The sequence below is a fragment of the Psychrobacter sp. AOP5-GZ1-6 genome, from assembly GCF_052376345.1.
Lineage (GTDB): Bacteria > Pseudomonadota > Gammaproteobacteria > Pseudomonadales > Moraxellaceae > Psychrobacter.
Map to the genome: position 1 here is coordinate 1 of NZ_JBQSVP010000052.1, position 20,658 is coordinate 20,658.

The 20,658-nt window shown below is 41.2% G+C and carries 19 protein-coding genes; 10 read left to right on the plus strand and 9 right to left on the minus strand.

Annotated elements, in window-relative coordinates; translation table 11 throughout:
* A partial coding sequence (locus ACT3RN_RS08475) for a pyridoxamine 5'-phosphate oxidase family protein (protein WP_444518559.1) occupies window positions 1-471 on the plus strand: 471 nt, incomplete at its 5' end.
* Between the two features lie 215 nt (window positions 472-686).
* Here the strand turns inward: ACT3RN_RS08475 and ACT3RN_RS08480 are convergent.
* The 6 genes from ACT3RN_RS08480 to acs all read right to left on the minus strand — a co-directional run bounded on the left by ACT3RN_RS08480 (window position 687) and on the right by acs (window position 7,425).
* Window positions 687-1,460, minus strand: a complete 774-nt coding sequence (locus ACT3RN_RS08480; RefSeq protein ID WP_442063029.1) for a hypothetical protein — start codon at window positions 1,458-1,460, stop codon at window positions 687-689.
* A 216-nt stretch (window positions 1,461-1,676) separates the two neighbouring features.
* Window positions 1,677-2,357, minus strand: a complete 681-nt coding sequence (gene pgsA / locus ACT3RN_RS08485; protein WP_192520174.1) for a CDP-diacylglycerol--glycerol-3-phosphate 3-phosphatidyltransferase — start codon at window positions 2,355-2,357, stop codon at window positions 1,677-1,679.
* 642 nt (window positions 2,358-2,999) lie between these two features.
* Window positions 3,000-3,236, minus strand: a complete 237-nt coding sequence (locus ACT3RN_RS08490) for a hypothetical protein (protein WP_318779546.1) — start codon at window positions 3,234-3,236, stop codon at window positions 3,000-3,002.
* Between the two features lie 201 nt (window positions 3,237-3,437).
* On the minus strand, window positions 3,438-3,872 hold the full coding sequence (locus ACT3RN_RS08495) for an MgtC/SapB family protein (protein ID WP_192520176.1): 435 nt from the start codon (window positions 3,870-3,872) through the stop codon (window positions 3,438-3,440).
* An 86-nt stretch (window positions 3,873-3,958) separates the two neighbouring features.
* Window positions 3,959-5,131 carry an NAD(P)/FAD-dependent oxidoreductase gene (locus ACT3RN_RS08500; RefSeq protein ID WP_442062439.1) on the minus strand — a complete coding sequence of 391 codons (1,173 nt, stop codon included), beginning with the start codon at window positions 5,129-5,131 and terminating at the stop codon, window positions 3,959-3,961.
* Window positions 5,132-5,463: 332 nt separating this feature from the next.
* Window positions 5,464-7,425, minus strand: coding sequence for an acetate--CoA ligase (gene acs / locus ACT3RN_RS08505; RefSeq protein WP_192519684.1), 1,962 nt, complete (start codon window positions 7,423-7,425; stop codon window positions 5,464-5,466).
* 475 nt (window positions 7,426-7,900) lie between these two features.
* Here acs and ACT3RN_RS08510 point away from each other — a divergent pair, with 475 nt between their 5' ends.
* Window positions 7,901-9,202, plus strand: coding sequence for an NAD(P)/FAD-dependent oxidoreductase (locus ACT3RN_RS08510; protein WP_192519685.1), 1,302 nt, complete (start codon window positions 7,901-7,903; stop codon window positions 9,200-9,202).
* Window positions 9,203-9,467: 265 nt separating this feature from the next.
* Window positions 9,468-10,460: a pirin family protein gene (locus ACT3RN_RS08515; protein WP_192519686.1), complete on the plus strand. Its 993-nt coding sequence runs from the start codon at window positions 9,468-9,470 to the stop codon at window positions 10,458-10,460.
* Between the two features lie 109 nt (window positions 10,461-10,569).
* Here ACT3RN_RS08515 and ACT3RN_RS08520 read toward each other — a convergent pair whose 3' ends face one another.
* Window positions 10,570-11,673, minus strand: a complete 1,104-nt coding sequence (locus ACT3RN_RS08520) for an alkene reductase (protein ID WP_192519687.1) — start codon at window positions 11,671-11,673, stop codon at window positions 10,570-10,572.
* A 276-nt stretch (window positions 11,674-11,949) separates the two neighbouring features.
* Here ACT3RN_RS08520 and ACT3RN_RS08525 point away from each other — a divergent pair, with 276 nt between their 5' ends.
* Complete coding sequence (locus tag ACT3RN_RS08525) at window positions 11,950-13,104, plus strand: hypothetical protein (protein WP_192519688.1); 1,155 nt, start codon at window positions 11,950-11,952, stop codon at window positions 13,102-13,104.
* Window positions 13,105-13,135: 31 nt separating this feature from the next.
* On the opposite strand, the gene ACT3RN_RS08530 is transcribed toward ACT3RN_RS08525, so the two are convergent.
* A complete protein-coding gene (locus tag ACT3RN_RS08530) occupies window positions 13,136-14,041 on the minus strand; it encodes a DMT family transporter (RefSeq protein WP_192519689.1) in 906 nt (301 codons plus the stop codon).
* A 320-nt stretch (window positions 14,042-14,361) separates the two neighbouring features.
* Window positions 14,362-15,594 (minus strand): hypothetical protein, encoded by a 1,233-nt coding sequence (locus ACT3RN_RS08535; protein WP_192519690.1) that lies wholly within the window; start codon window positions 15,592-15,594, stop codon window positions 14,362-14,364.
* Window positions 15,595-15,840: 246 nt separating this feature from the next.
* Between ACT3RN_RS08535 and ACT3RN_RS08540 the strand changes: the two genes are divergently transcribed.
* From ACT3RN_RS08540 to ACT3RN_RS08565, 6 genes are all read left to right on the plus strand, one after another.
* Window positions 15,841-16,860, plus strand: a complete 1,020-nt coding sequence (locus ACT3RN_RS08540; protein WP_192519691.1) for a lipoate--protein ligase — start codon at window positions 15,841-15,843, stop codon at window positions 16,858-16,860.
* Between the two features lie 192 nt (window positions 16,861-17,052).
* A complete protein-coding gene (locus ACT3RN_RS08545) occupies window positions 17,053-17,970 on the plus strand; it encodes a PAAR domain-containing protein (RefSeq protein WP_192519692.1) in 918 nt (305 codons plus the stop codon).
* A 21-nt stretch (window positions 17,971-17,991) separates the two neighbouring features.
* Window positions 17,992-18,690: a hypothetical protein gene (locus tag ACT3RN_RS08550; RefSeq protein WP_192519693.1), complete on the plus strand. Its 699-nt coding sequence runs from the start codon at window positions 17,992-17,994 to the stop codon at window positions 18,688-18,690.
* A gap of 78 nt (window positions 18,691-18,768) precedes the next feature.
* On the plus strand, window positions 18,769-19,416 hold the full coding sequence (locus ACT3RN_RS08555; RefSeq protein WP_444518560.1) for a bacteriophage T4 gp5 trimerisation domain-containing protein: 648 nt from the start codon (window positions 18,769-18,771) through the stop codon (window positions 19,414-19,416).
* A 100-nt stretch (window positions 19,417-19,516) separates the two neighbouring features.
* On the plus strand, window positions 19,517-20,032 hold the full coding sequence (locus tag ACT3RN_RS08560; RefSeq protein ID WP_192519694.1) for a hypothetical protein: 516 nt from the start codon (window positions 19,517-19,519) through the stop codon (window positions 20,030-20,032).
* A 4-nt stretch (window positions 20,033-20,036) separates the two neighbouring features.
* Window positions 20,037-20,600, plus strand: coding sequence for a hypothetical protein (locus tag ACT3RN_RS08565; protein WP_192519695.1), 564 nt, complete (start codon window positions 20,037-20,039; stop codon window positions 20,598-20,600).
* Window positions 20,601-20,658: the final 58 nt, after the last annotated feature.

Genomic DNA, 20,658 nt, shown 5'->3' on the forward strand with positions numbered 1-20,658 from the left:
AAAGTACAAGAACTGGTAAAAGACATTAAATTTGCCATGATGACCACTCGTACTCACGAAGGCCACTTACATGCCTGCCCAATGACTACCAGCGAAACCAGTATCGGTGCAAAAGAGATTTGGTTCATCGGTGACAAGACAACCGAAACGGTAAAAGATATCGAAAAAGACCCGCAAGTAAACTTAGCTTATGTCAGCCAAGATTCAAAAAATTATGTCTCAATTAACGGTAAAGCAGAATTGGTCAAAGACCAAGAGAAGTTAGATGAACTGTGGTCACCTGTTTATAATGCATTTTATGAACAAGGCAAAGAAGATCCAAATGTGCAGCTGATCAAAGTCGTCCCACATGGTGCAGAGTACTGGCTAAGTGGAAGCTCAGTCGTTAATATGTTTAAGATGACAACTGCTGCTGTCATGGATGGCAAGAAAGCGACCAACTTGGGTGAAAACAACTCAGTGACGTTGTAAGCCGTCCAAACCATAACAGCAAAAGTAAAAACGCCAGTGGCTTATGCGACTGGCATTTTTTTATGTGTTTTATCTATAGTCAAAGGATCCTAAAGTCAAAGAACGCTAAAATCGATACAAGGCAGCCGACTGCAGATTATACAAGTAGTACATCTAAGAAGTTTAACGCGGTAGCGGTTTAGTCGTTCGCTGACTATATTTTCTATTGATAGGCATTACTGTGGTGGTTTTGCATAGCCATTGTCAGCTGGATAAGCCTGTGGCTGTGTTGGCTTTGGCTTAGCAGGATCATAAAGTCCATAAATTGCCGTACCGATTACACCTGTATTATTAATAGAGCCAGAGCTAGTATTGGCAGCATAAGCACTCTCTGGCTTGCTAAATATGAACGAGGCAACTGAACTCTGACTCTTACGGAAACCTTCAATGACCAAATCATCATTAGGATCTAATACATATCCGCTATCGTAGCGACTGGCAGCGCTGCCATCGAGGACATTTATCCCATCGACACTAGCAACGATTTCATAAGTGTTGGCGCTGTTATTATGATACACCAAACGGTAGGCCTGACCTGCTTGACCTTGGACATAGTAATTACCAGAATCTCGATAAATTGGTAAAGTATCAGTGTCCGTCTCCATCGAAAAATCAACCTTGCCAGCCATTAGCGACATACTATTGATTGCACGTCCATTATAAGCTTTGTCTGCATAACGAACCTGCATCTGCTCGATCGGCTCACTACTCGTACGGCGCAGATCAACAGTAGTCACTTCAGAGTTGACATCATCACCCCATTTTGTCCCCAAACGTTCGGATTCTGCAGCGTCCTGAGTAGAGATCTCTGCCATAGAGTCCATTTGGACGGATTCTTCTGGCTGAACGGTTGGAGATGGTAGCTCTTGCACGTTTGGGCTTGAAGAACACCCCGTCAATAATGCCAGTACTAATACAGCAGCACCTGACTGTGCCTGATATGAGGTCATGCTTATCTCCTTGTTTATTTAGATAACGTTTTATACTAATTTAGAAAATTTCTTGTATTTTGTTTACTAATTTTTAGTATATATCAACCATACAAACAATGTCTAAGACAAATTGGCAACATCAGCCGTATTTCAAGCAAAGCATAAAAAACGCTAGAAGCGAATGCGACTAGCGTTTTTGTTCAAACTTTATCAACCTACCATCAACAATATGGGCTAACCACTTTGCTTGAGATATGGCCAAGCGGCTCTTAGGTATATCATCATCGACCATAACGTCAATATAACAGCGGCAACCATCAATACATAACCAATGGTTTCAAGTGACTGCCAATTGAGCAATAGCACCGTAATTGCGACCATTTGAAAGGTAGTCTTAAGCTTACCGACATAAGACACTGCCACACTGGTGCTCTTACCCAGCTCGGCCATCCACTCACGCAGCGCAGATACTGCAATTTCGCGCGAGATAATCACGATAGCAGCAATCGCCATTATAATATTGGGATGCCACTGCACTAGAATGATAAGCGCTACCGCTACCATCAATTTGTCAGCGACAGGGTCTAAAAACCGACCAAAAGCTGACATCACATTGAGCTTGCGCGCAAAATATCCATCCAACCAATCAGTCACTGCAGCGATAATAAAAACGCCCGTCAATAATAAATGGCGCAATAAGCTATCGCTAAACTCACTCATACCTACCCGCGCAATTGCATTGTCTGAAATAGCTGGCATGCCAATCCCCATGGACGGCGGCCAGTAGGCGATGGCAACAAATAGCGGAATCATCAAGATCCGTGCGATAGTCAGGTTATTGGGCAAGTTAAAAATACTTTTGGTATTTTGCGTACTTGATGGCTCCTGCGTATGCAAATGCGTATTTTCAGTCATGGCAAACCCAGTTTAATATAGACAAAATAATGGCTGATAGCTTAGCATTTTTCCAGTAGGTCGTCATGCCATCTCTTTGGCTACTCAGTACCAATAATATTGAAATCACTCTATGATATAGCCTTTGTATTAAAGTTTAACGTAATGTCATGTAACTAGAATAGCCAGATACCTATCAATTACGTTATGATAACAGCATAAAACAGTTGTACACTTAGCTTTATAAGCTTGGTAGATACGCCTATTGGATAGACAAATTATTATCTTACTTTCACAGTATATACTCACCTGAAAAATGGTAAAAAAATAGAACCAAGTAAAAAGACCATCTAATGGTAAACCTATAATAACAACAAGTCACAACTACTGCCTAGTAGCTACTGCTACACGATCAGTTTTCCTCAGCCCACAGTTCCTCCTCTGTGGGCTCTTTTTTGTCTATATTTATTCATCAATAAATATCTTGCTCTTTATTTAAATAAGATCAAATACTACAGATTCTTGAAAGCACTTATTCTTGACAGTACCTATTACTCAACGAATATATAAAAAACTCATGCAAAAATTCAAAAACCCACCATAGGCAGGTTTTTGAATGAGGGTTACACACCTAAAAAACAGGTATAACACAAATTTCCGTGTTTAGAGTGCCACATCATTTATCGTCATCGGCAAAACCTTGATTGGAACAGCATACAACCATGCCATGCCAGCGCTACAGTAAAATTTATTGTCAGAATAAGACACGATTCGTGCGGTAAAATCGTTGTCAATCTGATCCGTCATGGCCTCTTCATCGCTGTTATCATCTACTGCACACCATATCTCTTGACAACCACGTTCAAGCATCAAACGAGTCAGTTCACTTCCTATAAGCACTATAGCCACCTCTGGTTTTATACTGTTTAGTATATTAAAACATGCAAATATATCTGTTTATGCTAGGTTTGAATATTATTATTTGTAGCTTAGTTGTTACTTTTAATATACAAAATTTCAGAAATTTTATGATCAAATATATTTGGTATCGCTGTATTTTTTATAGTGAATCGACTAAATTTATCGTTAATTTGATTGAAATCACGTACTATTCTTTCCCGTTTTAAACGGTTCTGAGAATTGTAAAATTAAAAAACCCACAACAGATAAAATAATAGCAATTTCATAACGACCGTAGGCTACTGAAATACCAATAGCGCCTGTATTCCATAGACTAGCTGCCGTCGCAGTACCCTTTGAACCCATTTCGTTCTTAAAAATCGCACCACCACCAATAAACCCCATGCCTGTGATAATCGCATACATGATTCTCGCCTCACCAGCTGATTCATAAATATCCCGACCCACCAACATAAAAGCACAAGAGGCAATCGTCACTAAAGGAAAAGTTCTAAGCCCTGCGCCATTGTCTTTCATTTCACGATTAAGAGCGATAGGTAAAGATAGGACAAAAGCAATGCCCAGCTGAAAGAAGTGGTATTGCATTAATTCAATATCTATCTCAAATCCAAACATCGTTGACTATCCTCCTATCTTTATAATTTTGATGTATAGGGTTGATTGCACAGTAAGTAAATAAACAAGTAAGTCACTTGCGATGGTTAGATTGTTTTACAAATTGTATCAACTGTCTGTTGTGCCATTTGATAACAGCTTTCGATATTACCCTGTCCACACCAGTCACCACTAACAACCCACTGCTTCGGCTCATCTACTAAAATACCAAGACTGTCTTTGTTGATATCGGTATCAATAACCGTGGCAGCATAACGCCAGCGATGACAGTCTATTTGACTGGGCACGCTTTCTTCATTCCAGTTCAACGCTCGCTGTGCGGCTTGCAATAATTGTGCTTGGACGGTCTCGATATCATCATCGACATGCTGCTCTGACCAACGATTGCTAGCATGAATGGTCACACTGGGTAGCAGATCATCATGAGCAGGTTTTTGATGCTCAATAAATATTCTATCGAGAATAGAATCACTCAAATAAGCGACATCCCATTGCTGTTCGCTTAGGCTGCTTAGCCCTTTCGGTAATGCGGCAGTATCATTCCATCCTAACATCAGCGTATAACAAGCTTGCATTTGTGGCTCGGTAATATTGGCTTGCGCACCAAAGCCACTATTTGCCATCAACTCGACTGCCTGACCGTTAGGCGCGGTACAAATCACCCAATCAAAATAACCGAGACTCGCGCCAGTATCGTCAAACAGTTCAGTCTTTTTATCAGCTTTTTCTGCTATAGCGCTGTCATATTGAGCCAATGGTGCGACGCGGGTTTTAAACTTTATGGTAGTGTGCTGCAACTCATCCGCCAACTCACGTCCCCAGCTAGTCATTTTTGGTGTACTGATATAGCGTGATTGTGTGGTATTCCATTGCTCTTTGCTTTGGATATCAAATACCTCAATACTATCGTTTGCTGGTGTTAGGTTGACCACTTGTGCGCACCATGGTCTTAGTAGACCAGTATCTAGCCAAGGTGCGATAAACTGTTGGAAGCTTGCTGTTTTCGCCGTAAAAAACTGTGCGCCAAATGCCCATTGCCAGTTTTTTCCAGTTTGATTATCAGTACGATAACGGGTGGCCAAACGTCCAACACTGCGCGACTTCTCAAAAATAGTGATCTGCGGTATCAAATTCTTATCATTATCTTTGCCAAAAGCACGCTCTAATAATGTAGCGGTAAACAGTCCCGTCAGACCACCGCCGATGATAGCGATTTTGGGTGGAGTGGTATCAGCAGAAATTACAGAATGATGAGTCATAATGACAGTAAGCCTTATAGGATAGTTGGTCAGAAAATAATGATTTACTTTTAGTCGATGTACTTTTAAATAGCATTGAACCTCTAAAACCTACTCATATCAATATCATCTACGTAAAAAAGCCATGCTATTTTATAACATGGCTTTTCTGTCATTTCAGATTGAGCACACTTCATAATACTTCAAGCAAGGTTAACGCTGTCGTAATTTTATAGTGGAATGACTAAGCATCAAAAATTTCACTGCATATTGCCTGAAAGATAGTCGCTGCCAGCACCACATTTGAATGTTCAACACGCCCTATATTCAGTTGCCCAGAGCTATTTGGCTCTCTACTCTCCACGCTCAGCCTTGACCACCTCGACCAACTGATTAATCACAGAACTGTCTGCAAGGGTAGATAAATCTCCCAAGCCTACATACTGCCCTGCCGCTAGATTACGCAAGATACGACGCATGATTTTGCCCGAGCGCGTTTTGGGTAGTACATTGACGATATGAATGGTATCCAAATTAGCAATGGGCCCAATCTCAGAACGCACGTGTCGATTCAATTCAGCCCTCAATGACTCTGTCTCTTTTTCACCTGATTTTAGGATAATAAAGGCACAAACACCCGTACCACGAATCTCGTGTGGCATGCCCACAATGGCAGCCTCAGCCGTTGCAGGATGTGCGACCACCGCACTTTCAATCTCCGCCGTACCCAGACGATGCCCCGCGACATTGAGCACATCATCGACACGCCCTGTAATCCAGTAATGTCCATCCTCGTCGCGCTGTGCCCCATCACCAGTGAAATAATAGCCTGGATAATCGCTAAAATAGGTCTCTAAAAAGCGCTCATGGTCGTTGTAAATCGTCCGCATTTGTCCTGGCCAGCTGCTATTAATCAGCAGGTTACCTTCAGCAGACCCTTCTAATATAGTGTCATCGGTATCAACGATTTCTGGCTTGATACCGTATAGAGGGTTCATCGCCGCACCCGGTTTGAGTGCGACTGCGCCTGGTATTGGCGCCATTAAAATACCGCCTGTTTCCGTCTGCCACCAAGTATCAACGATTGGACATTTACTGTCGCCGACCACATGATAGTACCAATCCCATGCTTCTGGATTAATCGGCTCCCCGACGGTTCCGAGCAAGCGCAGGCTAGAACGATTAGACTCACGAACAAAGGCATCGCCCTCTTTCATCATTGCTCGAATCGCGGTCGGTGCGGTATATAAGACCGTCACATTGTGCTTATCGATGATATGACCAATACGTGCCCATGTTGGATATTCTGGAACCCCCTCGAACATCACTGTCGTCGTTCCATTAGCGAGCGGTGCATAAGTAGCATAGGTATGCCCCGTAATCCAGCCCACATCGGCTGTACACCAGTAGACATCATCGTCTTTAATATCGAAGACATCTCGAAACGTAGAAAGCGCATAAGTGATATAGCCGCCAGTCGTATGTAACACACCTTTAGGCTTACCCGTCGAGCCAGATGTATAGAGTAAAAACAGCGGGTCTTCGGCATTCATCACTTCAGGTTCGCAATACTTCGATTCGCCATCGACCAAGCTATGATACCAAACATCACGGCGGCCACTCATCGGTACGGAGTTGCCAGTACGGTGGACGACGATGACGTTGGTTACGCTGTCCGTACCATCCATATCAAGTGCGCGATCGACATTGGCCTTGAGCGGTGTACTTTTATTACCACGTAATCCTTCATCAGCAGTAATCACCAGTTTTGAGCGACTGTCTATCAACCGATTGCCCAAACTCTCAGCAGAAAACCCACCGAACACCACTGAATGCACCGCACCGATACGCGTACACGCCAGCATGGCCACCATCGCTTCCGGTATCATCGGCATATATAAGGTGACGCGATCGCCTTTTTTGACCCCAAGCTTACGCATGGCATTCCCTAAGCGGCAGACCGATTCGTGCAGCTCTTTAAAGGAGATAATTTTATGTAAGGAAGGATGATCACCTTCCCAAATAATTGCTGGCTTATAAGGGTTGTTTTGCAGATGTCGGTCGAGACAATTGACTGAAATATTCAGCTCGCCATCTTCGAACCATTTAATACGAAAGTCTTCTAAATCGTAATTCACATCGCTGATTTTGGTTGGTTTTTTTATCCAATCAATTAGCTCGGCACGCTGTGCCCAAAAGGCATCATGAGATTCAGGGGATTCGATAGACTGCTGGTAGTCGGTGCGGTATTGTTCGGCTGTCGTATTGGCAGCAGCGATGAACTCGGCTGCAAGGGGAAATGATTTCTGAGTCATAATAGTCATCCTTTTTAATTATTATTACCTGTACCAATCGTCAATAACGACCGTCTGTACAGGTAATAAGAGCCATCTTCCATAATGCGTGACACGTAAGGTTAGTTTGACAAATAAGCCGGATGGTTGCAAGGCATCAACTGCCATTCATAACAATATCACTGTACAGCGGTATAATTGGTCATACATGATAAAATGCATGGACAAGGCAATAAGGTATTTAATCCTTGTAACCTTAAATAAAATATGGACAATAGCTATTCTAAAGCGAACGCTAAGAGCGACTGACTCTTTTGAAGCACGACTTTATTGAATATAAGCAATCAGCTTTATTTTTATTATTTTATATCTATAGTCAATTTACCCTATTATCGATACAACGAACTGAGTGCCCACTATACGATTGGTTAGTGAGCGAGGTTAAGACCTGTAGCGGTTTTATAGTGGACAGGCTGTATCATTTTATGAGACCACAATGAGCAATCAACGCAATACATCACAATACGCCCACTACGATGTCATTATTATCGGTGCTGGCGCGTCAGGGTTATACTGTGCGCTCACTGCGGGTCGCCGTGGTCGCCGCGTACTGGTATTAGATCATGCCAATAAAGCAGGCAAAAAAATCCTGATGTCAGGTGGGGGTCGCTGTAACTTTACCAATTACTTCGTTGAGCCTGAACACTTCCTAGGTGCCAATCAACATTTCTGCAAATCAGCCCTTAGCCGTTATCCCAGTTGGGAGTTTATCAGTATGGTTGAAGCGCATAAAATTGCTTATCATGAGCGTGAGCATGGTCAGCTGTTCTGTGATGACTCTGCACAAGACATCTTAACCATGCTCCTTGATGAATGTGCCGCTGTCGGTGTACAAGTAAAACTGAATGCTCAAATTGAAAGCGTTCAAACTGTCGAAAACGACAAAAATGCTCGTTTTGAGTTACTAACGACCAAACAGCTGACTAAGAAAGAAAAGCAAGAAAGAAAAGAGACAGCCAATCAAACCAAGCTGCCACAAACAGGCTATCGCTGTGAGTCATTAGTCGTCGCCACGGGCGGATTATCTATCCCAACCATGGGTGCTAGCGGCTTGGGTTATGAAGTGGCACAGCAGTTTGGTCATACGCTCATATCAACTGACGCCAGTCTCGTACCTTTTACCTTCACTGATAAAACAGGTGAGCTTATTCGGTCATTGTCAGGTATTAGCTTGCCAGTCATTGCCAGTAACGAGCGCATTTCCTTTAAATTACCACTGCTATTCACCCATCGTGGACTGTCAGGGCCTTCGATGCTGCAACTGTCTAATTATTGGCATACGGGTGAAACCATCAGTATCAACCTGCTACCCGATATCGATACGACAGCGCTCTTATTGGCGCATAAAAAATCACATCCCAAGCAGCTGATTCGTACGGTGCTCGCTGATTATACTGATAGTGCATTACCAAAAAAGCTGCTGACCGCGCTACAGACTCACCTGTGGGAAGATATCAAAGATACCGAGCTTGCTAATATTAAAGACGAGCGTTTGGCAGAGCTCGGTGCGAGCTTGAATGGTTGGCAGCTAAAACCGTCTGGTACTGAGGGTTATCGTACCGCTGAAGTCACGCGCGGCGGTGTCAAAACAGATGAGGTATCCTCAAAGACTATGCAAAGCAACTTACAAGATGGTCTATACTTTATCGGTGAGGTGCTCGACGTCACAGGCTGGCTTGGTGGTTATAATTTTCAATGGGCGTGGGCAAGCGGTTTTGTTAGTGGTGAAGTTGTTTGATGCTATAGTCGGTTCAATGTGATTTGAATACAAGTAAAATCACCAAAAATAGTAGACTAATCGAGAGTGATATCCCATCCGATTTATAGAGGATTAACGATAGACAGTAAGGTCTACTAAATCTCCTATAGAAAATTATTCTACTTAAGTTGTCTTTTACCTGAATTAATTCCTGATAATTTAGATATAATAAGGCTAATATAGCGCAAAGTAGTCAGACAGAGCTGCTTTGCAGATAACAGTAATCTGTTTTACGAGGGAATATATGCGTCAAATCAAGAAGGTTCATGGTGAAAAAGTACCATATTGGGTGGGTGATGGCTTTTATGTAAAAACCCTAATCAACCATCTTGATGACAATCCCGATTTTAACTATCAGCATACCGATCCATTTTTGTTATTCGATTATGGTGTGCCCACCGTTTTTGAGCCAAATCCTGATTATAAATCACAACCACATGGTATTGGTAAGCATCCACACAGAGGTTTTGACATTGTCACTATCGCGTATTCAGGAGAACTTAGCCATGCCGATTCTACTGGTGGGTGCAGTGATATTTTGGCAGGTGACGTACAATGGATGACCGCAGGGCGCGGCATTATGCATGAAGAGTTTCACTCAGAATCATTTGGACAGCATGGCGGCGTTTTTAGTATGGTGCAGATGTGGGTCAACCTACCAAGTAAAGACAAACTCACCCAACCAAAATACCAAAGCATCAAACGCGCAGACATACCTATCGTCGATTTGATAGATAATAGCGCTAGTCAGACACTTAACAACAATGAAGAGCAAACCGTTATTGGTACAGCCGCTATCATAACTGGTGAGTGGCAAGGCGTCACAGGCGCAGCCAGCACATTCACCCCAGTTAATGTATGGAATATTGAATTACATACCGCTGGGTCAACGAAGCTGCAAGTACCCAACACGCACAATACGCTATTGCTAGTACAAGAAGGTAAGTTACTAGTCAATGATACGACTGTGAGCGCAGGACATTTGATTCAGTTTGAGCCACCCACGCAACATCGTACTGATATTCAAGATGGGCAAGCACCTGATACTGACACCATTGAGCTGCACTGTCCTACTACCGAAACTGATGGACAGACCTCAATGCCTATCAAACTTTTGCTATTCAGCGGGGAGCCTATTGGCGAACCAGTGGCTGGTTATGGCCCTTTTGTCATGAACACGCAAGAAGAGCTGCGCCAAACGTTTCGAGATTACCAAACAGGTAATTTTATTAAGTAGCTGACACTTTATCTAATAGCGAACACATACGTATCCACAGGTATAAAAAAGCCACCAAACGCTTATCGTCTGGTGGCTTTTATTCAAGGCTTATCTTTCACCTAACTAACTACGCTTGAGCTAAAAACGGATAATCGGTGTAACCTTCAGCACCGCCACCATAAAAGCTTTCGGGATGCTGTTCATTTAGCGCAGCGCCTTCACGAATACGTTCAGCCAAGTCAGGGTTGGCAATGTAATCACGACCAAAAGCAACGGCATCGATGTAACCTGCTTTAACATTTTTCTCTGCTTTTTCGGCGGTATAGCCACCAGCAGCGATAATCATATTATCAAAAGCAGCTCGGACACCTTGACGGAAAGTATCGCTATAAGGAGTACCACCAGCCCAATCAGGCTCTGACAGATGTAGATACATTAGACCACGCTTGTTAATCTGTTCAATCAACCAGATGTTTTCATCTTCGTTATAGCCGGCCTCTACATTGTTAAACGTTCCAAGCGGCGAAATACGAATACCGACATGATCCGCATCCCAAGCATCAACACAAGCATCGATGACATCTAGTGTTAGGCGCGCTCGGTTTTCACGGCTACCACCGTATTCATCAGTACGTAGATTGGTTTGTTCCACCCAGAACTGATGCAACAGATAGCCATGAGCGCCGTGAATCTCAACCCCATCAAAGCCCGCTTCTTTAGCATTTTTGGTTGCTTGTGCAAAGTCAGCAATGACTTGCTTGATTTCATCAAGTGTGGCTGGGCGAGGTGTCGTCGCGTCCACTCGAATTGCTTGATTATTACTATCACGTAGCGAGGTACGTATGCCGACGTTTACATCAGAAGCGGAAATTGGGGCTTTACCATCAGGTTGTACGCTCTCATGCGAGACCAGACCGGTGTGCCATAGCTGTACCACAATCTTGCCACCTTTGGCATGGACGTTATCAACGATGGCCTTCCATGCGGTGATTTGGTCTTGAGTATGAATACCAGGTGCGCCTGCATAGCCTTTCGCCTGAAAAGAAATCTGCGTCGCCTCAGTAATAATCAATCCTGAGCCAGCACGCTGTGAGTAGTATTCTCCAGCCAGCGCTGTCGGTACATCACCAGGCTCTACTGAACGCAGACGTGTTAATGGTGCCATTAATATACGGTTTTTTAGCGTTTGTGTACCCATTTTTACGGGTTCAAATAAGTTATCGTGTACCATGTTATGCCTTATTATGTTTGTCATTATAAATTGGTGTTCGTTATCATGATGAAGGTTTATTGAACGACCGTTACATTTATAAGGAATGCTTGTCATTATTCAAGTAATCTTTACAAACAGAAACACACGTTTATATTTATTTAATAACAGTGATATTCGCTATCTCAATTGCTTATTACAGGGTAAAATCTATGCACGCTCATACAAATAAGTTATTAGGACTCACATCAAATTACAAACATTCATACTCAACGGAGTATTGAAAGGATGCAATCTGTGCAAAAGAATCAAGTGCTACTTATTGTCAGTTCAAGCTTAGTGTTTGCCCTCACCGCCTGCCAGCCTCCTTCAGATAAAACGGCACCTGAAGCTGATACACAGACCACAACCGACCAAAGCTCTCAGCCGCTCGCAGAAGCAAAAACACCGAAAGAACTCACTAAAGCATTGGTGAAACTATCGGAAGATACATTAAAAGAGCAGCTCATTTGTAGCAAGCTGGAAGACACCATAAATACCATTGATAATAAAAGTGAAATCGAAAATATTCATGCGGTTCAGCACCAGCTAACGGCTTGCTTACCAGTGGCCGACAATACTCAAATCCTACAATGGCTAACAGAATATCAAGCGATGTATCAACGTTTTCTAAGCGTCAATAGCATTAATAATGTTGATAGCGCGATAGACAATAGCTCATTTTATGCCCTAATGCGTACGATTGAAGAAGACCAAACCGTCACTGTGGCACAACTAAAAGAGGTCAGCCCTCGTGTGCGATATTTGGTAAGTTTAATCAGGAGTGGTTCCGACGTTCATGTGCGCTATTTGGGTGAAGGTGATTATGAGTTTTATCACGACCTAACCGCCATGGCAGATATATTTATCCCTTATCTACCTGAGGATCAAGCGGCCTTTGTCCAGCGTATGGCAAAAGACAACCAAGAAATCTTTTGGTTCGATACGGCGATTGCCTTTTCTTTTGAGGAGTTGGTTGAACGTACTGTCTTTTGGGAAGACTTTATCAAGCACTATCCACAGAGTATCTTTTATAACGATGCCGAGTCGTTATTCAATATGTATCGCTATCTACTATTTTTTGGGTCCGAAAATACTCAATGGACAGATAAAGAAATACGCAACTTCTATGACTCAGACAATAAACGACTGCTGCTAAAGTTGGCTAAACGCCCCAATAATGAGCTGGCTAAAAATGTGCAAGACTTTTTCACATTTATGGAGCAATCTGATGCCGAGCGTCTGACGCAGTACCCTATACCTGACAAAGATGAAAACGGTGGTGAAATAGACGAGAGGAACATCACACAATATCAACTAAATGAAGCTTTAAATCTATCGTCACCATGGATAGCCACTCAAGATAGGAATTGTTTGACGGGCATTATTTGTGTGGATAAGGATGCTCAATAAAGCATAATAAAGCCAAAACACCTACATTACTTCATGCATGCTTCATCATCTGTTTAACCGACAACTCTAAAGATAAATAAGTGCCAAACAATATCACCATAGAGCCAACGATCGCTCGTGTGTCTAAGGCTTCTCCAAGTAACACATAACCTAGAATAATGGCAAAAATTGGAATCACTAAGGTAATACTCGTCGCTCTAGTTGGCCCGATATTTTTGATCAATTGATTCATAAAAATCAGCGCAATCGCAGTAGAAAACACGCCAATGCAAATCACCGATATCCATGCTTTTAGACTGATGCTCTGACCATAGGGAAACTCATAAAAGGTAACGGGCAACATGATAATACTGGCAATGATGAGTGAGCCTGCGGTGATGGCCACTGGTGAAACATTGTACAAATAACTTCTGGTGAAGTTGGCACCAAGCGCGTAACCAACACTGCCCAATAATGCATAACCCATTGGCAATAATCCTTCGACCAAACCTTTACTTTGATCACCGCCCCCAAACAATTTTTCGCTCATGAGAATGATCACACCAACCACACCAATAATCAAACCAAGTAGCTGTTTCTTTGATAATCTGTCTTTAAAAAAAGTGCTGGCGATAAAGCCACTCATGATTGGCACAGAGGCATTAAGCACTGCTAACACACCCGCATTTACCGATTGTGCTGAAAAAGAAAATAGCACAAAAGGTACGGCAGTGGAAAATAGTCCGACAAGCGCCAATAGCTTCCAATGCTCGCGGATACCAGCTCTGTTTTTCTTGCTGATTAACACAAAAATCAACATCACCAATCCGGCAAATATCACTCGCAGACTGGCAAAGGTAAGCGAGCCAAACTCAGGTACGCCGATACGATAAAAAACAAAGGACAGCGACCACATAAAGGAGAGCGTGATAAAGGTAATGAGGTCGCGTTTGGTCATGGATGAATCCTATTGAACGTCAAACGGCACGTGCCTACATTTAATAAATGCGCCGTTATTAAAAGTCTCAGTCGTAAAACTGTCGTATTGTGAAAAAAGACTACGATGATAACTTGTTAATCGCTCAATGGGGATTGTTTCTCTATACTTGCCGCCCACTTTCTGTTTATAAATTTACCTTATCTAAAATAAAGTCAATATCCTTATCACCGCACTCTAGTAAGTTGGTTAAAATTGACTTGGTTGCTCGTTTATTAGAAATAAAGACTTTGAATAAACTTTTCCAACCCTATAGGTTATGTCAACTAATACTGATACAACTAAATCTGCGACTTTAAACTTTTCCTAGCAATACTTTTATGAAAAAAAGAAAAGAACGTAACAAAAAATACAGACGCAGATAATATTAAAATTAGAAGAGTCGCTATGGCTTGCTTATAACTCTTAGTTCCATCATTGATCGTGTATATTGTAGGATTGAATATTTCTACCATATCCGAGACATCATCTGTAATACTGAAATAGCACCAAGTAATGAAAATTATACTAAAGAAGACCAGACCGCGCTTATCTGCTGATGGTTGATTATTTTCTGTCATTACCTCTAGGGACGGAGTATCTTGAGCACTTAATAGCATATACCCTGATTGCTTATGAGCAGTAATATCAACACTATAATCCTCTATATCTTCATGTGTCTCAAGGAAATCAGGAAATTTTTCGGTAATATAGTAAGGAACATGCAGGTAATAAGTTGAACTCAAGCAAAGCGATAAGCTAATTTTATGTAACGTTTCTATGTCCCTGACTTTCAATAACAACAGATGACCTTTTACTGTTATAACCTGTTGCGGTGCTTTATGTTTTTGGTAGATATCAATTACATGTTTTATGGTCAACCCAGCACTGCCTAATGCAAATAACATATAAATATAGAAGAATATCCCTGTACACCATGAAGCAAATAATAGTAAAAGAATGGTCGCAATAAGAAAAATGGCAGGCTCAACATATATGATATTGCTTTGTCGAATATCATATTCTAAAGCCGTTTCTAAACGCTGTGAAACCACTTCTAAAGTATCCGTACTACTTGCACCTATAAAAAACTTAGCATTGGTTGCTAGGTCTCTACCGTTAACGTTTAATGCTATAGCATAGTAAGTTCTTGCCGAACTTGGCCAGTGTCCCTTAACAATAACAACTTCAATACGATTGGCCTCATTATCAATATAGATATCCATATCATAAGGGAAATAGATATGTTTGTTATCTAATCGCAGTTTTGTTTGAGTATGTCCTGACGTGGCAAAGGTATGAGCAACGACATCTTTTCCCTCTATTAGATAGACATTATCAAAATGTTCATTAGCATATGACAAGTTAAATCTTTGCATATGAAGGTTTAAGTATAGTTTCTCTTGTTCACTTATTTTTCTGACTGGATTATCGATATTTCTTAATTGATCTTTACTTTTTTTGTCAGCATAAATATAAGATACGGAAAAAAACAAAGCCAATGATGCCAGTAGTACTCCAAATAATAATTCCAAAACCAAGTTTTCCTTATTAAAATATAATCATAGTCGACCTCTTATATAAGTCATCAACAGCCCCTGTAGTTTCCTTGGAAAAATCCATAGGTAAAACATTACTTTGTAAGAGTTATCGTGATGAGACTAAAAGTCAAAACGAACGATTATAACACCAATACCAAACTTAAGTTTTTAAAATATTAGCTATTCATATGTACTCATAACACTAAATCTTAAAAGAACATTTGAGAAAAAGGACAAAAAATGAAACTTCGCATCTTAAAATCTGCCGTGACCAACCCTTGGTTCAATCTTGCGACCGAGGACTGGATATTTAATACCCTCAACCCCGACTCGCACACGCTATTCTTGTGGCGTAATTCTGAGACCGTGGTTATCGGACGTTCGCAGAATCCGTGGGTGGAATGCAAAATCGATAAAATGGAAGCCGATGATGTGTTTTTGGCACGCCGTCAGAGTGGCGGTGGCGCGGTATTTCATGACCTAGGTAATACCAATTTTACTTTTTTATCACCCAAAGATAGCTACGACCAAAAAGCGAACTTTACCATCATCATTAATGCGCTGAAAAAGTTAGGTATAGAGGCTGACTTATCTGGGCGTAACGACATGCAAGTGGGTAATAAGAAAATCTCAGGCAGCGCTTTTAAACATGCAGCAGATCGCAGCTTTCATCACGGGACATTATTGGTGAACGCTAACATGCAAAAGCTAGGCGATTACCTCAACCCTCATCCACTTAAGCTAAAAGCCAAAGGTATTAAATCCGTGCGTGCTCGCGTCGCTAACTTGGTTAAGTTTAACGAGAACATCAATCACGAGACTTTATCCGATGCTATTATCGAAGCGTTTTGTGAATACTATCGCGACAAAGATTATGGCGACACTGCACCCATAGAAACGCTAGATGAAGCCAGCCTCGCCAAGCAACCGACCTTGAATAAATACTATCAGCAAATGGCAGATTGGGATTGGCGCTTTGGCAAGACGCCTGAGTTTACCCACCACATTGAGACACGCTTTGATTGGGGCATTATCGATTTGCATCTTGATGTGAAGCAAGCAGTCATTCGCGACGTTGTTATATTCTCTGATGCACTAAATGTTGAATTGATTGAACGATTAAAAGAAACCTTGACTGGCGTCAAATACAATAAAAATGACATTAAAACCAAACTTGATGAGCTCGGCACAGCGTATCCTGATGTAGCAGCACAAGTGAATGACGTGTCTAAATGGTTGATTCATGAGATGGAAGGTTAGATTTTTGCTTGCTGCTAGGCTGTATAATCAACCGCTAAAACACCTCGCTTGCTCGGCATAGATTATATGTGCCATATAGATTATACTGCGTGATGAACTTAAGTTCGATATTTAATAATCATCGATAGTGCTATATAAATCATAAATTGGGTATTCAAACCTCAACTTTAGACATTGAAGCAAGGTAGCAATATGGTAGCCTATATCACAGTTGGCGCAAAGACGACGCATGGCGGTACGGTCATCACCGGCTCTCCGCAAACCACTCATTATGGTATTCCTATCGCTCGGAAGGGCGACAAGGTCGTCTGTAAAAAATGCAAAAAAGTCGTGACGATTATCACGGGTGACCCGTCCTATATAGTGGATGGTGCGCCTGTTGCTCGTGCAGGTGATATGACCAGCTGCGGCTCAAAACTGATTGCTAGTCAACAAGCATTTTCGGAGTCGGGTTTTGATGTGGGTAGCATTAGTGACGAGATGACTGATGAAGAGCTGTATGCCCTGAATGATCAGATGATAGAGGATGCTATTGCAGATGGTGGACTTATGGCTTTCTCAAGTACAAAGGGTTTAACGAATGACTCAAAAGCACCTAAAAAGCCTACAAAATACAATAAAGACGGTACTGAGAAAACACAAAAACAAATTAATGATGCTTGGAAAGCATATTACGATCACAAGCATAAGGTCGAAGCTGAAGCTTTGGCTAGGCAAAAAGAAGAAGAGAAAAGTTTTTTTGATAAAGCAAAAGATTTTTTAGGTTTCGATGACGATGCTCAAGCTGATAATGCTATCAATACTGCTCGTAATGCTGCTGTAACTGGAGCAAAACTGCCAGGTACTGGTACTATGGCAGCAGGTGATACACTATTAGGTGCGGGTGCCGCTATTTATAGTGCTCCTGATACTGCAATGAGACAGGATTACGAATATTTCATTAGAACTGGGGAGCAAGCGCCACTTAACAAAGCTGCTACTCTATTCCCTGTTTATAATAGATCACGTCAACGAATTAATAAAGAATTTGTAGAAAAACACAAAGGTGCTGATTGGACTGAACCTGGTAAAGATGGGCGATCGCCTCAAAATGATCTCTGGGGTAAATAAAGAAATAATAAAGGTTGTAGTATGAAAAAGTTAATAGTATTACTCGTCTTAAGCCTAACCGCTTGCTCTAATAGTATGAACAATGACACCATATCTTTACTTGATTATACAACACCAAGCGAATTATCTGAATTAGGATATACGCCTGATAAAGTTGATCTAATCAACAGGGATATGAAAGCTTATTTTGGTTATAACCGCTATGACGGTCATCAAAGATATAAAATTAACAACTTCGATATTATTGTTAATCCAAACAACCCAGATGAACTTTATGTCGTCCAAGATGGTTCTTACTTATTAGCTATAAGAAGTCCAAATACCACAGTATTGTATAAAAAGGGAACAAAATTTCCTAATCTAGTAGACACCTCCATCTTTTTTGATCGTGAGCAGCCCTTTGTTGCTGTGGCTAATAAAGATGAGCAAATGTCTTTGGATATTAATTTAGATGGCGTCGATGCCGTCTTTGAAAAAAGACATTATGAAGGTGATGAAGGTTTTATGAATTATACTGACCTATTAGGGTTGATTCCTGACATAGAAGATGTTGTAGAAGCTAATATACCCAATCAGCAGTGCGAGAAAGTAGCTGGTCCCTTTGCGTGTTGCTTAAAAGAGGATCAAACGTATCAGCCCTATCATTTTACGTATGAAAGAGGTTGGGAGATATCTTCTGACAATGAAATAGCACAAAAGAAGTGTAATGCAGGGGAATAAAGTTACTTCACGGCTATTTATCGTTCATATTTATGAATTTTATTGAGACTGCTAAACATCTTCTAAATTAATTTACATTTGATCGTCATCGGCCGACTCTACAACAGCGCCAACCCGCCCCCATGGGGCTACCCGCAAGCAGCAAAGAAGTCTGGCATCAAGTCTAAAAGCTTTAACTCGCCCCTTGAGAACTACAATGAGCTCATGTTCAACGATGATGCCGGCTTTGAGCTGGTTAATTTTCAGGCACAGCGTGATCTAAACTCTTTAGTCAAGAACGATGAGACCCGCACGGTCAACCGTGACCGTGCGACGACGATTGATAAAGATGAGACGGTGACGGTGCATGGTAATCGTACGGAAACGGTGGATCTAGATGAGACTATTACTATCCATCAAAATCGTACGGAAACGGTTGATCAGAATGAAACCATCACCATCCATCAAAACCGTAAAGAAAGAGTGGATGAGAATGAAACTATAGACATTGGTGGTAACCGAGATGAGACTGTGCATAAGAGTGAGCAGGTTACTATTAAAGGCAATCGAGACAAAACTGTCAAAGGTAATGACACACTCACTGTAAATAAAGACCGCAAAGAAACAATCAATAAGAGCCGATCGCTCAAAGTAGATAAGAACAATACTGAACTGGTGAAGATGGGTAAATCAGTCACTGTAGGACTTGCCTATACGACCCAAGTGGGTACAGTGATGAATACTTAGGGGTGACAACTATCCTGCCATAGGGGGTAGTGGTCACAAGTGCGTTGAAGTTGAGACTAAGCGAAAGCTTACTTCTGGTGAGATACAGATGGCTCGTACTATGTTTCAAGATTCAGTAGATTACGACGTAGTATTGATATGTAAAGGTGGTATTTTTCACGATGTAACTGGGAATGCTAGGACGCTAGGTAATGAAATTACTCTTCCAACGAAATCTTACGATAGATATAAAGATTTTTCTGTAAGTCCAGCAACACAGGGTAAAAAGAACTGGTTTATTCACGAGATGGCACATGTATGGCAATATCAACTCGGCTATGACACTAGTTTAGCTGGAGCGTGTATATTCATGCGTGGTGATTACTTTGGGGATGATGCTAAACATAATGGAAACCCTGTAAATAAGCCTATGGCTTATGACTTACATATCATTAAAGATGATAAGGATTTTCCAAACTATAACATCGAACAACAAGCAGAAATAATAGCTCATTATTATGATATATCTATAAGGAAAACTAGATCAGATTACTATCAGTATCGAGATATTTATTACAAGATTTTAAAAGAATTTTTCTCGGACCCTTTTAACAGAGACTTACTTCCTACGGAGTAACGATATGAACCATAACTTTCAAAAAATAGTAATTTTCACTTTGACGCTAGGAATATCAACTACATCTCAAGCCATGTCAAAAAATGACTATGGGCAAGTCGATATTGTCATTAAAAACAATCAACCTTGCTTTTATTTATCTGGCTATACAAGGGAGGTTGCGACAGCAGACGATATTAATAAACTTACATATGGGATAGTATTTGAAGGTTCGAAAGACTTGTTTATAGTGAACAATGTTTACTTAGATATACCTAATAACCCTCAGAGCTGCCTATTAGTAACAGATATGGAAGCTTTAACGAGTGAGCCTAAGATTAGTCTTGATAAGCCTTACGGAATTGAGCTCAAACTAGGCATTAAAGATGCAGTTATAAACAGTGCTAACTACGTTTCGGAATTTTGCGTAACAGAAAAAAATAGTAGATACAAAATCGTTGAAGTTGACTATAAGATAAATCCAGATCCTACCAAGAACGCTACAAATTACTGTTCAAACAAAGAGTTTAAAGAAGAAAAGAGCTGGTTTCGAGAGTTTAAAGAATGGCTATCAGGATTTTTTAACTAAATATACGAGAAGTGTAAATTAAGTTAGAGATTGGCAAGATATGGATTTTATAAAATTT